We start from the raw sequence: 13262 nt of genomic DNA, 5'->3' as shown, positions 1-13262 counted from the left end.
GGACGGCACGATCGTGCTCTCTGAAGAGCCTTTACGCAGGGCGCGACTTCGCCGATCCTGGTGGGATGAAATTACGTCTTGTCTCAGCTTTGGCTTTTGCTGTCGCGCTTCATGCATCCGGGTGTTCGGACGCCGGCACAGATCCTGGCGATTCCGGCGCCGGTGCCGGCACCGGTAGCGGGGGCGCGGGCGGGGGTGACGACAACGGTCTCGGTGAGATCGCCGGCGTCGGCGGTGGGACCGGGATCTCGACCGCGGTGAGCGTGATCATCACGGCCGACAATGCGTACGGCTTCGGCTATGGAACCGGCGACGGGCTTTTGAACTATTTCGGGGGCATCGAGAACACCCTCGCCGGGAAGATCTTCTCCTGCCCCATCGGCAACGGGCCCGAGTCGTACACCGTGCCTGCGGCGTCCGCGAACGCCGGGAACTATCTTTACATCGTCACGTACGCCGACAAGTCCACGACACAGGGCGTGATCGGCCAGTTCTTCCGCGAGGGGGCGGATCCCGTCTTCACGGGCAACGGCGCGTGGGAGGTCTGCGCGACGGGCGAGGACTACGACCTCGGCTCGAACGGGCCGACGCTGGAGACCATCAACCAGTATATCGAGCGCTGCAACAGCGGTGATCTCGACCCGCAGACGACCAGCGCCGGCTGGGTGACCACCGAGCCGTCCGCGCACGGCCATGTCGCGTTCGGAGAACGGAACGACACCGAACGCTCTGTCCCGGAGGTCGGCAATGAGTTCTCCGTCGTCTGCGACATCGACGAGGAGGCTCGATGGATGTGGTACGAGTGGGACCCGGACCGCAGCGGCGGCAGCCCCTTCCTGTGGCCCGGCAATAGCAGCGGCAACGTCACAAAGGACTTCCTGATCTTCCGCCTGGGCGCCGAGTTCATCCCCGAGGTCCCGCGCTAGGCGCTGGGCCGCTGGACCTACGAGGACCTCCGACATCGGGGCGTCCTCGACAGGCCATCATCAACGGGACCGTCGCTGGCGCGCGCGTGAAGGGGTGATGGGGGACGACGGCGCGCGAAGGAGCTCGACGAAGCGCGCGAGCGGAAAGCGCTCGGCCGCGTCGCGCCTGTAGACGGCCGCCCACTGCTCCGGGAGGCCGTCGCGGGTGAGGCGGCGCGCGGCGACCTCGCCGCGCGCGATGTTCGGCGCGACGGCCCAGCGGGAGACGAGCCCGACGCCGAGGCCGGCCTTGACCAGCTCCACGAGCGCGTCGGTGAGCGGCACGCGCGCGGCGAGCGGCATCGGCGCGCGCTCGCTGGCGATGAGCTCGCGAAGGCGCTCGACGTCGCTCCGCGGGGCGTCGTGGGTGAGGAGCTTCTCGTGACCGAGCTCGATCGCGGTGACGTACGGACGCGCGGCGAGCGGGTGCGACGGTGAGACGATGACCGTCCACTCGTCGTCGAAGAGCGGCTCGACGACGAGCGCGCGATCGCGCACCGGCGAGCTCACGATGGCGAGCTCGATCTCGCCCCGGAGGAGCGCGGCGACAGGCTCGCGCCGCGCCTCGAGCACGATGCGCACGTCGATATGCGGATGGTCCTTCGCGAGCGCCGAGAGGACCGGCGGGAGCCAGTGGTACGTGGTGAAGCACTCGACGGTGACGCGGAAGACCTCGTGCCTGCGCGATCCGGCGTACTGCAGGTCCCGCTCGATACGCGCCAGATCGACGAGCACCGTGCGCGCGGCGTCGAGCAGCCGCGCGCCGGCCGGGGTGAGCTTGAGCTGGCGCCGGACGCGCGTGAACAGGGCGACCCCGAGGCGGCCTTCGAGCTCGGCGAGCTGATGGCTCACCGCGGACTGCGTCAGGTGAAGACGCGCCGCGGCTCGCGTGGGCCCGCCCTCCTCGGCGATGGCGCGGACGAGGCGGAGGTGACGGATCTCGAGCATCTGGGACATGAGCCGCTCTCATGAATCCATGCGAAACATGAGTTTCTCACATGCGCAGGCGACGAGCATAGTGGATTCATGAACACGACGACCTTCCGCCCCCAGCAAGATCAGCCCTTCGAGACCGTCGCGCCCGGCGTCCAGTTCAGCTTCCTGCGCCGCCACGACGGCGGCAACGGGCTGACGGTGCTCGTTCGCATGGAGAAGGGGGCGCACGCGCGGCGCCACGACCACCCCGGCGGCGAAGAGACGTACCTGGTCTCTGGGAGGCTTCGGATCGGCGAGCGGGTGCTCTCGCCAGGCGACTACCTCTGGACCGCGCCGGGCGAGTGCCACGACGGATACGCCGAGGAGGAGAGCGTCTTCTTCGTCGTCCTCCCGGGCGGCCTCGACGTCCTCGACGCGCGGTGAGCTCGCGCGCGTCAGCACCTCGAGACGGTCACGCCGGATACGCGGGGAGCACGAGGTCGCTGGCAGCGCTCGTGACCATCTTCTCGAACCAGCGGGAGAGCGGACGTGAGGTGAGCGCCCGGTACATCGCGTTGCGCAGCGCGAGCTGCACGCGGGTCGGCGGTGCGTAGAACGAGCCGACGTGTCTCGCCCCCTGCTGGCAGCGCCGGGCATATCGACGGATCCGCGCTTCGTAGCGCTGGAACGCGGCGCGATGGTCACCCTTCGCGACGGCGAGCTCACCCGCGAGCACGTACGCGCAGACCACGGCGAGGCCGGTCCCCTGGCCGCCGATGGTGCCGCCGTAGCCGGCATCGCCCAGGAGCACGACGCGACCGCGCGAATAACAATCCAAGTCGATCCGCCCCACGGCGTCGAAATACAGACTCGGACTCTGCCTCATCGCCTCGACCAGACGCGGCACCTCCCACCCCATCCCCGCAAAACGCTCGGCGAGGATCGCCTTGTGTTGCGCCACGTCGCGCGGATCGTGATCGAGCGGCTTGGAGGCGAACATCAAAAGCGCCGTTGCCTCCTCGGGGCGGCGGGCGCTCGCGATGCTGGCGGCCCGCCCCGGCTCGCTGAAGATGAGGCCCTGGTGATCGAGGCCGAGGTGGTTCGGCGCGGCGAACGTCGCCACGTAATAGCCGTGGAAGCGCAAGAACCTCGACTCGTCGCCGAACGCGAGCGCGCGCACGCGGGAGTGCAGCCCGTCGGCGCCCACGATCAGGTCGAAGCTCCGCGGCCGGCCGCGTTCGAACGTGACGTCGACGCCGCCGGGCGTCTCGGTGAGCGAGGTGATGCTGTCGTCGAACACGAACTCTGCCGCGTCCTTCGCGGCCTCGTGGAGGATGCGGCTGAGATCGCCGCGCTCGATCTCCACGTCGCCGCTCGCGAACGCCGCGGGGAGCGTGACGAGGCGCCGGCCGGCCTCGTCCACCATCGCGAGATCCCGCATGTGGGTCTGATGCTGTCGAATCGCGTCGAGCACCCCCATCTCGCCGAGGACGCGCAGGTGCGTCGGCCCGCGGAAGTCCACGGCGTTGCCTCCGGCCCGCAAGGAGGGGGCGCGCTCGACCACGGTGGGGGTGAACCCGCGACGCGAGAGCCAGTAGGCGAGCGCGGGGCCTGCGATGCCTGCGCCGGAGACGAGAACGGTGCCGTTCGACATGGGGACCTCGGGGGAAAGGTTGCGTACGACGTACGCAGACGATTGCGTACGACGTACGCACGAGCATGGCGACGACGGCGGCGTCCGGCACCCCACGAACGGCGCCTAAGCCGAAGATTCTAGGCTAGAACAGCTTTGGTCGCGCGCTGTGTCCCGGCAGCACCGCGCGTCCTCTCAACCGGCCGTCTGTGCTAGTACAGTGACCATGCCTCCGGTGAAGCGCGGCGCCTCGACGAACCCTCGCAAGTCGGGCGACGGACCGCCCTACGTGCAGATCGTGAACGACCTGCGCGCGCGCATCGCGTCCGGGCGCCTCCGTGCCGGCGATCGCGTCCCTTCGACGCGCCAGATCGTTCGCTCCTTCGGCGTCGCGCTCGCCACCGCCACAAAGGCGCTGTCGACCCTGCGCCACGAGGGGCTCATCCGATCGGTCCCGCGCTCGGGCCACGTGGTGGCCGAGGGCGATCTCGCGGCGCGTGAGCCGTCCGAGCGAGGCGGCGCCCTGACGCGCGAGCGGATCGTGCAGGTCGCCGTCCGGCTCGCCGACGAGGAGGGGCTCGACGGCCTCTCCATGCGCGGCGTCGCCGCGAAGCTCGGCGTGCCGACGATGTCGCTCTACCGGTACGTGGAGGGGAAAGACGCGCTCGTGCTCCTCATGATCGACGCGGTGTTCGGCGAGCACCCGCTGCCGAGGTCGCCTCCTCGCGATCTGCGCGAGGCCCTGATCCGCGCGGCCCGCGCGCAGTGGGCGCTGTACCGGCGGCACGGATGGCTCGCGCACGTGATGCCGCTCACGCGGCCGGTCGCGCTGCGCAACGTGATCGCACACGCCGAGTGGATCCTGCGTGCCATGGAAGCCCCCGGGCTCGACGCGGTGACCCGGCTGGAAGCGCACATGACGCTCTACAGCTACGTTCGCGGCATCGCCGTGAACCTCGAGTCGGAGCGCGAGGCCGAGGCCACCACGGGGATGACCGAAGCGCAGTGGACCGAATCGCAGGGGGCCGCGTTCCTGGCGATCGCGACGTCGGGGCCGTATCCGAGCTTCGCCAGGCTGCTGAACGAGCTCTCGGGCGGGTACGATTTCAACCTCGATCGCGTGTTCGAGTTCGGCCTCCAGCCGATGATCGACGGCCTCGTGAAGACGTTGCGACCGCGCGAGTGAACGGGCCCGCCGCGCAAAGCCGAGCTCACGCGCGCGTCAGCACCTCGAGGATGTGCCCGTCGAGATCGCGGAAGTAGAAGCCGCGGCCGCCCCTCCGGTGGTTGATCCGGCCCACCTCCTTTGCGTGCGGATCGGCGCTGAAGGGGATGCCGGCGCTCTGGATGCGCTCGAAGATCCGGTCGAACTCCGCGTCGTCCACGAAGAACGCGTAGTGGTGCGGCTCGAACGTCTCCCGATCGGCGAAGTCGAGCGTGAGCGCGTCGTTGATGCGCACGGGGGAGAACGGCCCGAACGGCGCGTCCACCGTGAGTCCGAACATGCGCGCGAAGAACCGCGCGGCAGCCTCCTTGTCGTGCGCGGGGACGATGGTGTGGTTGAGCTCGATCGACATCGGTGGTCCCTCCCCTTTTGCCATTCGATCCGGAGCGCGGATCGTCAAGCGGCGCGCGCGTCCTCTTCCATGGTCGCCTCGGAGGTCGGCTTCGCCTACCTGCCAAAAGCCGAGGGCGAGCGCATTGCGGAGCTCGTCGCGGCCGGGAGGAGATCGCGATCTTCGAGGACTTCTTCCCCAAAGGGCGCCAGACCGTCGGCGAGAACTGAGCAGAGCTGAGCAAGCGAGGCTGCACGCCTCAGCGATCCAATCATCATGGTCACGCCCGACAGCCCGCGCGCGATCTCGACGAAGGCTCGTCCCTCCGGTCACGACCCGACGCCTCGCGCGTTGGGGCGAATGGACAGGAGGTACCGATGGACGAGCCCTGTGGACGAGATCTGGCGAACAACGCGGTGGTTCCCGAGCGGCTGGCGGAGCTGTTCCTGCACGTGGCCGACAACCTGGAGGCCCACGCGCGCTGGGTGGGCAGCGCGACGCCCGAGGCCCGCCTCGAACACGACGCGATGCGCCGGGTGGCCGCCGGCTACCGCGGGATCGGCGAGGCGGCGGGCCGCGCAGCGGAGATGATGCGGGCTGCAGGCGATTTGCCCGCCGCCCCCCACGACCTCGCGCGCTTCGACCGCGGCGCCTTCGAGGCGTGGATGCGCCGCAAGATCGAGCTTCAGCGCGGTTTTGCGGCGCTGCTGCTCGAGCACGCCGAAGCCTCGGAGCGCGTCCTGCGCTCCATGGCGGCCGACGATCGCGGGTGACGGCCGGGCGCACCAGCGCACCGTTCGGGGCCGCGTCCGCGCGCAACGGCGGTGGTGCTCGCGCGCGCCCGGGCGGTCGGGGCGTTCGGGCTCGCGCGCTCGGCGCGGCGGCGGGCGAGGGCTTCCTCTCACTTCGCCCGCCGCTTCACGGCATATCCGTACGGGACCGGCCAGGTCGGCTCCGCCTCGAGCTCCTGCTGGACCTTGATCGCCCAGTAGGGCTCGCGCAGCAGCTCCCGGCCGACGAACACCAGGTCGGCGTCGCCGCCCGTGATGATCTCGGAGGCCTGCCGGGGCTCGGTGATCAGCCCGACCGCGCCGGTGCGGATCCTCGCCTCCTCCCGGATCCTCTGCGCGAAGCCGACCTGATATCCCTTGCCCACCGGGATACGGGCTCTCGGGACCAGGCCTCCGGAGGAGGCGTCGATAAGGTCGACCCCGAGGTCGCGGAGGCGGCGCGCGAGCTCCACCGAAGCATCGATGTCCCAGCCGCCCTCGGCCCAGTCGGTCGCGGAGATGCGGACGAAGAGCGGGAGATCCGCCGGCATGCGCCGGCGCACGCGATCGGCGACGCGCAGGACGAGGCGCATCCGGTTCTCGAGGCTGCCGCCGTAGGCGTCCGTCCTGTGATTGCTGAGGGGCGAGAGGAACTCGTGCAAGAGGTAGCCGTGCGCCGCGTGGATCTCGAGCACGCGGAAGCCCGCGCCGAGCGCCCGGCGCGCCGCCGCCTCGAACGCGTCGATAACGGCGTCGATGCCCGCCTCGTCGAGCGCCCGCGGGGCCGGATCCCCCTCGGCGAACGGCAGGGCGCTCGGGGCCACCACCGCCCAGCCGCCCTGCTCTGGCGTCTTGAGCCGCGCGCCGCCCCGCCAGGGCACATCGCAGCTCGCCTTCCGGCCGGCGTGCGCGAGCTGGATGCCGGCGATCGCGCCCTGGGCCTCGACGAAGCGCGCGATGCGGGCGAGCGGCTCGGCGTGCGCGTCGCTCCAGATGCCGAGATCGGCCGGCGTGATGCGGCCGTCCGGCGTCACCGAGGTGGCCTCGACCATCGCGAGCGCCACGCCGCCGACCGCGCGGCTGCCGAGGTGGACCAGGTGCCAGTCGTTGGCGAGCCCTCCGCGAGCCCAGTACTGGCACATCGGGGACATCACGAGGCGGCTCCGGAAGCGGACGCCGCGGATCGTGAGCGGGCTCAGGAGGTCAATCTCGGGGACGTCGCGGTCGTGCTCGGCGTCCGCCAGGCAGCCGTGGAGCAGGCCGCCGACGTCCTCGGTGACGGCGTTCGTCGCATGGGTGATGTGCATTCCGGTCCTCCGGTGGAGGGCCCGAGAGGGGCCGTGGGGGTCGCCCGCGCCCGCGTTGCAACGATGCTGCCACGAGGGTGCTGCGCGCCACGCCCGAGATCGGCGGCTGCTATTTCCTTCCGCCGATTCGAATCCTGACAGTCTCGGTAGGTGAAGCCGCCCCGCTCGAGTGGCGGAGTGGCGGAGTGGGCGAGAAAAGCAACACGGGCCGAGAGCTCTCGCTCCCAGCCCGCTCGTTTCTAGTGCCGTTTCGTAGGCGCGATTGGGGTTGAACCAACGACCCCTACCGTGTCAAGGTAGTGCTCTGCCACTGAGCTACGCGCCTCCACGCCGTTGCCAGCGAGGAAGGCTGTTTGTACGGGAACCGGCGCCGCGTCAAGTACCTGTCGCGCTGGCCTCGAATCCCGCGGCTCCCGCGGCGTTCGTCCCGCCTTCGTCGCTGGCGCCACCCCGGATCGACCGCCTCACGGCGCCCTCATGGACGGCCCGGGAGCGCACGATGCGGGCGTGCGGGCCCAGGGCTGGGTCCGTGATGAAGTGCCACAGCACCCAGGTCCACGAGCGGTGCGAGACCAGCGTGTCGTAGTGGCGCTTGGCGATGCGGTGCAGCGCGGGCAGGCGCCAGCCGGGCACGTTCATGAAGTCGTGGTGCTCGACGTGGTAACCCACGTTGAAGGTCACGTGGTTGAGCGGCCCGTAGTAGCTGTAGGTCTCCTGCCCGGGCGCGTACACGTAGTGCTCGTGCACGAAGTGGCCGGCCACCGGGTGCAGGCTGTGGCCGATCAGGGTCGACAGCAGCAAGTAGGCGAAGCCGGGCGCGCCGAGCAGGCGCCACGAGAGCCACGCGGCGGGCAGCTGGATGGCCAGGTTGATCCACTCGTCGCGGCTCGGCAGCTTGGCGAAGCGCGCGGCGCGGCCCAGGTAGGCCACGACGTAGAAGAACAGCCACAGGAGCTTGCGCACGCGGCCGGCGCCGATCAGCCGCACCTCGATCGAACGCGGCAGATCTGTGTCCTCGCCGGCCACACCGAGCAGCGCGTGGTGCGCGAGGTGGTAGCGGCGGAAGCTCATCGCCGCCGGCAGCACCATCGGCAGGTTGGCGATCAGCGCCAGCAGCTTGTTCGAGCGCGCGCGGCGCGCGGCCAGATCGTGCGCCGCCTCGTGGATGGCCATCGCGCACCAGTGCGAGAGCACAGCGCCGAACGTCGCCGCCGCCAGCGTGACCACCCACCAGCGCGCGGCGAACGCGCCGAGCGACCAGGCGACGGCGAACTGCGCGAGCACCACCGCCAGCGTGACCGCGATGGTGCGCCGGTCGTAGCCGAACAGCGCGCGAATCTCGGGGTGCTCGCGCACGATACGGCGCCGGCGCTCGCGGTGCGGCTCGGCGCGCGTGACCCATTCGAAGGAACGCATGCGCCTCGATCTAGGCAGCGCGACCGGCGCCGCCCATTCGCATTCCCGGCGCCGCGCCCGCGCGCGCCGGCGGCCGTCAGTCGGGCCGCAAATAGCCGTACAAAAGCCGGGTGAGCTCGGCCTGCGCGGCCGGCGCGCGCAGCATGTCGCCCTCGCGGAAGGCCGCCATGCCCAAGGTGTTTCGCATTGCGTGGAACAGGAAGAAGCCGCCGAGCCGCGGATCCACCGCGCGGGTCTTGGGCCGGATGCGCACCAGGAGCTCGGCCAGCGCGGCCTCGGCCTCGCGATCGGCGTCGGCGATCAGATCGAAGTCGCCCACCCGCACGAACCACTTCATGAGCGCCTTCATCACGCGCGCGTGGGCCAGCTCGAGCTCGATCAGCCGGCCGGCCAGCCGGTGCAACGCCGCCTCCAGCGGGAGCGGCTCGACCTCGTCGAGCACCCGGCGGATCTCGGCGAACCGTTTTTGCACGAAGCGGCGCAAGAGCGCCGCGACCAGCGCCTCGCGGTTGGGGAAGTACTGATACAGCGAGCCCACGCTGACGCCGGCGCGCTCGGCGATGTGCGTGGTCGATACACGGTGCTGCTTCGCCTCCTCTTCGCGCTCGATCAGCTGGCCGGCGGCCTCGAGGATGGCGTCGACCGTGCTGCGCGAGCGCTCCTGGCGCGGATCCTTGCGCGGCTTCTGCGGCGACGTGGGCACGCCGCCCATCCTCGCACGGCCGCCGCCGGCCGATCACGCCGCGTTCGCCGCAGGAGCCGGCCAGGGACAGACGAAGGCGTGACATGACGTCCCTGGCGCGTCACCTCCTGTCCCTCGCGGCGATCTCCGTGTCCCTGACGCGTCGCCCCTGGTCCCTATCTGCGGCTTCCGTGTCCCTGGTGGCACCGCCGTCGTCGACCTCGGCCTCGCCCCATTGTCCCTGACGGTTCAGGCCGGGTCCCTGCCGCTCATTTCCGTGTCCCTGGCGACGACCGTGCGGTGCCGGCACGTTTCGCTGCAGGCGCCAACAGCCAGCCCCTGGGGAGCTCGCTCAGTCGGAGGTGGTCTTCCGCCGCTGGAACTGCGCGAACAGCGAGGCGCGGACCTCGTCGTGCAGCGGCTCGCCCGGGAGCCCCTGGAGCGCGTCGATCGTCAGCTCCATCTGCCGCAGGTAGGTGCGGCACCTGTCGCACCACGCGAGGTGCCGCGCACAGCCCTCCTCTTGCTCGGAGGACAGCTTCCCCTCGCTCCTGTCGGTGATCATCTCGGTCAGCTGACAGCACGTGACGATCATGCGCGCTCACCCCCTCGTCAGGTATCGCTCGAGCGCGGCCCTGAGCTTCGATCGGCCACGGTGCAAGAGCACCCTCTGGTTCGCCTCGCTGATACCCAGGATCTCGCAGACCTCGTCGGAGGGACACCCCTCCACGTCGCGCAAGAGGACCACCGTGCGCTGTCCAGGCACCAGCGCCTCGATCTCCCGCTGGAGCAAGGCGCCTATCTCCTTGCGCAGCAAGAGCACCTCCGGGCTCTGCTCCGTCCACGGAACAGGCGGAGACGCCCAGTCGCCCGTGTTGTCGAATCGGGCCGGATCGACCGCCGGCTCGCCGCCGAGATCCGCGTCCTCCAGACAGGAGAGCGGGACCGTGCGCTTCTCTCGGGTGCCCCACGTCCTGGCGCGGTTCGTCAGGATCCTGAACACCCATGTCTTCAGCGAGGAGCGCCCCTCGAAGCGCACGAGCCCGTCGAAGACCGCCGCCCAGGTCTCCTGCACGACCTCCTGCGCGCCCGCGGGGCCGGCGAGGGCGCGGGCGAGCCGGAGCATCGGTGTGTGGAGCTGGGTCACGAGCTGCTCGAAGGCCTGCTCGTCCCCCGCGAGCAGCCGGCGGACGAGCGCGATGTCGTCCGCCGGCGCCGCGCCTGGAGGTGAAGCCGCGCCACCCGGCGCATCCGGCGCGAGGAGCGGGCCTACCTCGGCCGATGCGCGCTGCGCCGGGGCGGCCTGTCTGCCGCCTTCACCGGCCGAGGGTTCGTGAGACACGCGGAGCACGGTATCACGCCGCCGAGCCCCGCATCAATCGACGCTGCGCCGGGGCGGCTCGCCCCGCGGAAGACGACGGTCGCCGCCCCCGTCACAGCGACGTCAGCGCGTCCACGAGCTCCTTCGGCTTGGTCAGGAAGGGGGCGTGTCCCGCGTCGAGCGAGAGGACCTTCTCGCAGGGCAAGGCCGTGTACTGCTGCTCCTGCTCGGCAGGGCTGATGGCGAGATCCTTGAGCGCCTCGATGTAGACCCGGGGGACCCTCCCCCACCGCTCCTCCGTGACATGGATGGGCTCGTCGAACGGCTTCGCGGGCTCCTCGCGCAGGTGGCTCTCGAGCCGCGCGACGTCCTCCGGAGAGCAATCCTGGCAGAAGGCGTTCGCGGCCCACCCCTCCTTGAAGCTCAGCGTCGTGCCGTCGCTCGACGGCTCCGCGTACGCCTTGATCGCGGCCCCTTCGTCGTCGGCCCACTCCTGGCTCAGCGACTGGCCGTCCTTGAGCAGGAACGCGGTCAGATAGACGAGCTTCTTGACCTTGTCGGGCCGCTGCTCGGCGGCCTGGCTCACCACGGTGCCGCCCATGCTGTGGCCGACGAGGATCACGGGGCGTGAGGCGCTGTCGATGGCTGCCACCACAGCGTCGGTGTAGACTTGCAGGCTGGCGTCCGCGAGGGGCGTCTGGTCGTCGCCATGAGCGGGGAGATCGAGGGCGATCACCTCGTTGCCGCCGGCCTCGAGGAGCGGCACCACCTTGTCCCATGCCCATGCGCCCACGAAGGCGCCGTGGACGAGGACATACGTGTTCTTGTCCGGGCCCTGGGAGCCGCCGCCCCCCGCGCCGTCCTCCGTGTCGCTGCCGCCGCAGCCGGGCAGCGCGGACGACATGAGCGCAGCGGCCGAGATCAGGGTGCCAAACCGCAGGACCTTGCGAAGCAGACCGTTCATGGATCTCTCCTCATCGTCGCAGGCTCTCCTCGAGCGCGACGTCATCGGTGTTTCGACGTGCGATGGATGCGCGCCCCTGCGCCCGGGCGTGTCCCCGGCGCCGCGACGGCTATCCCGCTACCTGCACAGTCTCGGAGGGGGCCCGAACGTTACAGCCTGTTCGACGAATCTTCAGGACGGGGCCGTGGTCACCTCCCCCGGCGGGACGGCGCCGGGCGCGGCGGCCGTCGGGCGCGCCCGGTGGCCCTGGTGGCCATGGGCGTTCTGGGCTAGACCCGTCGCCGTGCCCTGGCCACCGGTCGAGATCCAAGGAGGAGAGCGCCGTGCCTAGCGGAGACGATCTCGTCGCGCGCGACCGCCGCTGCGTGATGCACCCTTATGCCGCGCCCATCTCGAGCGCGCCGCTCTTCGCGGTCGAGCGCGCCGAGGGCGTTCGTCTCACCCTGACCGACGGCCGCGAGCTCATCGACGGCATGTCCTCCTGGTGGGCCGCCATCCACGGCTATGCGCACCCGGCGCTGACGGCGGCGATCAGCGCCCAGCTCGGGCGGATGAGCCACGTGATGTTCGGGGGCCTCACCCACGCGCCCGCGGTCGAGCTGTGCGAGGCGCTGGTGGCGCTCACGCCCGAGCCGCTGACGCGCGTCTTCCTCGCCGACTCCGGCTCCGTGTCGGTCGAGGTGGCCATCAAGCTCGCGCTCCAGTTCTTCATCGCGCGGGGACAGCCGGAGAAGCGCCGCCTGGTCAGCGTGCTCGGCGGCTATCACGGCGACACGTTCGGCGCGATGGCGGTCACCGATCCGGTGAACGGCATGCACCACCTCTTTCGCGGCGCGCTCGCGCAGCACCTGTTCGCCGCGGCGCCTGGTCCGGCGTTCGGCGCGCCGTGGTCGCCGCACGCGCTCGACAGCATGGCCGCGCTGCTCGAGCGGCACGCGCACGAGGTGGCGGCCGTCATCCTGGAGCCCGTCGTGCAGGGCGCCGGTGGGATGCGCTTTTACCACCCGCACTACCTGCGCGAGCTGCGCGCCCTCTGCGACCGGCACGACGTGCTGCTCATCCTCGACGAGATCGCGACCGGCTTCGGCCGCAGCGGGGAGATGTTCGGCTGCGAGCACGCGGGCGTCGCGCCGGACATCCTGTGCCTGGGCAAGGCCCTCACCGGCGGCACCATGACGCTGGCCGCGGCGCTCTTCACCGAGCGTGTGGCCGAGACCATCTCCGGGGGTGAGCCGCGCGTGTTCATGCACGGCCCCACGTTCATGGGCAATCCGCTCGCCTGCAGCGCCGCGCTGGCCAGCGTCCGGCTCCTGCTCGGCTCGCCCTGGCGCGCGCGCGTCTCGGCCATCGAGGCGCAGCTCCGCCGCGAGCTGGCCCCCTGCCGCGCGCTCGACGCGGTGGCCGACGTGCGCGTGCTCGGCGCCATCGGCGTGGTCGAGCTCAAGCAGCCCGTCGACATGGCGCGCGTGCAGCCGGCGTTCGTGGAGCGCGGTGTCTGGTTACGGCCTTTCGGGAAGCTGGTCTATACCATGCCGCCTTACATCATCGAGCCAGCAGACCTGTCGCGTATCAGCAAAGCGATCGTGGGCGTGCTGTCGGGGCTCTGAGCCGCTGGACGCGCGCCTTGGGTGAAGGGCGCCCTTCCATCGAACCCGGACGCGCGACAGGATACGCCGCCGTGCTAGCGTGCGCGCGAACGCCATCGCTCCTGCGCACACGGGGCACCCACGACC

Annotated in this window: 14 protein-coding genes and 1 tRNA gene; 5 read left to right on the top strand and 10 right to left on the bottom strand. The window is 70.8% G+C overall.

Annotated features, from left to right (window positions below):
- The first annotated feature begins 257 nt into the window (after window positions 1–257).
- Entirely contained in the window at window positions 258–926 is a 669-nt protein-coding gene (locus WME90_RS04045) for a hypothetical protein (protein WP_437279736.1), read from the top strand.
- Between the two features lie 60 nt (window positions 927–986).
- Here the strand turns inward: WME90_RS04045 and WME90_RS04040 are convergent, their stop codons facing one another.
- Window positions 987–1922 (bottom strand): LysR family transcriptional regulator, encoded by a 936-nt coding sequence (locus WME90_RS04040; protein ID WP_437279735.1) that lies wholly within the window; start codon window positions 1920–1922, stop codon window positions 987–989.
- 69 nt (window positions 1923–1991) lie between these two features.
- Between WME90_RS04040 and WME90_RS04035 the strand changes: the two genes are divergently transcribed.
- On the top strand, window positions 1992–2324 hold the full coding sequence (locus WME90_RS04035; protein WP_437279734.1) for a cupin domain-containing protein: 333 nt from the start codon (window positions 1992–1994) through the stop codon (window positions 2322–2324).
- A 28-nt stretch (window positions 2325–2352) separates the two neighbouring features.
- Here WME90_RS04035 and WME90_RS04030 read toward each other — a convergent pair whose 3' ends face one another.
- Window positions 2353–3534, bottom strand: coding sequence for an FAD-dependent monooxygenase (locus WME90_RS04030; protein WP_437279733.1), 1182 nt, complete (start codon window positions 3532–3534; stop codon window positions 2353–2355).
- 205 nt (window positions 3535–3739) lie between these two features.
- Between WME90_RS04030 and WME90_RS04025 the strand changes: the two genes are divergently transcribed.
- The gene (locus tag WME90_RS04025; RefSeq protein ID WP_437279732.1) at window positions 3740–4699 is read left to right on the top strand and encodes a TetR/AcrR family transcriptional regulator C-terminal domain-containing protein; all 960 of its coding nucleotides are present in this window, start codon (window positions 3740–3742) and stop codon (window positions 4697–4699) included.
- 25 nt (window positions 4700–4724) lie between these two features.
- Here the strand turns inward: WME90_RS04025 and WME90_RS04020 are convergent, their stop codons facing one another.
- Entirely contained in the window at window positions 4725–5090 is a 366-nt protein-coding gene (locus WME90_RS04020) for a VOC family protein (RefSeq protein WP_437279731.1), read from the bottom strand.
- A gap of 356 nt (window positions 5091–5446) precedes the next feature.
- On the opposite strand from WME90_RS04020, the gene WME90_RS04015 reads away from it, so the two are divergent.
- Window positions 5447–5842, top strand: a complete 396-nt coding sequence (locus tag WME90_RS04015; RefSeq protein ID WP_437279730.1) for a hypothetical protein — start codon at window positions 5447–5449, stop codon at window positions 5840–5842.
- Window positions 5843–5970: 128 nt separating this feature from the next.
- On the opposite strand, the gene WME90_RS04010 is transcribed toward WME90_RS04015, so the two are convergent.
- The 7 genes from WME90_RS04010 to WME90_RS03980 form a co-directional block, all read right to left on the bottom strand.
- Window positions 5971–7146, bottom strand: coding sequence for an NADH:flavin oxidoreductase/NADH oxidase (locus WME90_RS04010; protein ID WP_437279729.1), 1176 nt, complete (start codon window positions 7144–7146; stop codon window positions 5971–5973).
- A gap of 253 nt (window positions 7147–7399) precedes the next feature.
- Window positions 7400–7471: transfer RNA gene (locus WME90_RS04005), tRNA-Val, on the bottom strand.
- Window positions 7472–7521: 50 nt separating this feature from the next.
- Window positions 7522–8562, bottom strand: a complete 1041-nt coding sequence (locus tag WME90_RS04000) for a fatty acid desaturase (protein WP_437279728.1) — start codon at window positions 8560–8562, stop codon at window positions 7522–7524.
- Between the two features lie 76 nt (window positions 8563–8638).
- Window positions 8639–9265 (bottom strand): TetR/AcrR family transcriptional regulator, encoded by a 627-nt coding sequence (locus tag WME90_RS03995; RefSeq protein WP_437279727.1) that lies wholly within the window; start codon window positions 9263–9265, stop codon window positions 8639–8641.
- Window positions 9266–9596: 331 nt separating this feature from the next.
- Window positions 9597–9839, bottom strand: a complete 243-nt coding sequence (locus tag WME90_RS03990; protein ID WP_437279726.1) for an anti-sigma factor family protein — start codon at window positions 9837–9839, stop codon at window positions 9597–9599.
- 6 nt (window positions 9840–9845) lie between these two features.
- Window positions 9846–10595: an RNA polymerase sigma factor gene (locus WME90_RS03985; protein ID WP_437279725.1), complete on the bottom strand. Its 750-nt coding sequence runs from the start codon at window positions 10593–10595 to the stop codon at window positions 9846–9848.
- Between the two features lie 82 nt (window positions 10596–10677).
- Window positions 10678–11529: an alpha/beta fold hydrolase gene (locus WME90_RS03980; protein ID WP_437279724.1), complete on the bottom strand. Its 852-nt coding sequence runs from the start codon at window positions 11527–11529 to the stop codon at window positions 10678–10680.
- Between the two features lie 323 nt (window positions 11530–11852).
- Here WME90_RS03980 and bioA point away from each other — a divergent pair, with 323 nt between their 5' ends.
- The gene (gene bioA / locus WME90_RS03975; RefSeq protein WP_437279723.1) at window positions 11853–13136 is read left to right on the top strand and encodes an adenosylmethionine--8-amino-7-oxononanoate transaminase; all 1284 of its coding nucleotides are present in this window, start codon (window positions 11853–11855) and stop codon (window positions 13134–13136) included.
- Window positions 13137–13262: the final 126 nt, after the last annotated feature.

It is taken from the genome of Sorangium sp. So ce375, from assembly GCF_051473855.1.
GTDB lineage: Bacteria > Myxococcota_A > Polyangia > Polyangiales > Polyangiaceae > Sorangium.
This window is presented reverse-complemented; position numbering and strand designations above follow the sequence as displayed.

Excerpts from the sequence above, each read along its gene's own strand:
- WME90_RS04040 (WP_437279735.1), bottom strand. The coding sequence starts at position 1,922 with ATGTCCCAGATGCTCGAGATCCGTCACCTCCGCCTCGTCCGCGCCATC.
- WME90_RS04035 (WP_437279734.1), top strand. The coding sequence starts at position 1,992 with ATGAACACGACGACCTTCCGCCCCCAGCAAGATCAGCCCTTCGAGACC.
- WME90_RS04030 (WP_437279733.1), bottom strand. The coding sequence starts at position 3,534 with ATGTCGAACGGCACCGTTCTCGTCTCCGGCGCAGGCATCGCAGGCCCC.
- WME90_RS04025 (WP_437279732.1), top strand. The coding sequence starts at position 3,740 with ATGCCTCCGGTGAAGCGCGGCGCCTCGACGAACCCTCGCAAGTCGGGC.
- WME90_RS04020 (WP_437279731.1), bottom strand. The coding sequence starts at position 5,090 with ATGTCGATCGAGCTCAACCACACCATCGTCCCCGCGCACGACAAGGAG.
- WME90_RS04015 (WP_437279730.1), top strand. The coding sequence starts at position 5,447 with ATGGACGAGCCCTGTGGACGAGATCTGGCGAACAACGCGGTGGTTCCC.
- WME90_RS04010 (WP_437279729.1), bottom strand. The coding sequence starts at position 7,146 with ATGCACATCACCCATGCGACGAACGCCGTCACCGAGGACGTCGGCGGC.
- WME90_RS04000 (WP_437279728.1), bottom strand. The coding sequence starts at position 8,562 with ATGCGTTCCTTCGAATGGGTCACGCGCGCCGAGCCGCACCGCGAGCGC.
- WME90_RS03990 (WP_437279726.1), bottom strand. The coding sequence starts at position 9,839 with ATGATCGTCACGTGCTGTCAGCTGACCGAGATGATCACCGACAGGAGC.
- WME90_RS03980 (WP_437279724.1), bottom strand. The coding sequence starts at position 11,529 with ATGAACGGTCTGCTTCGCAAGGTCCTGCGGTTTGGCACCCTGATCTCG.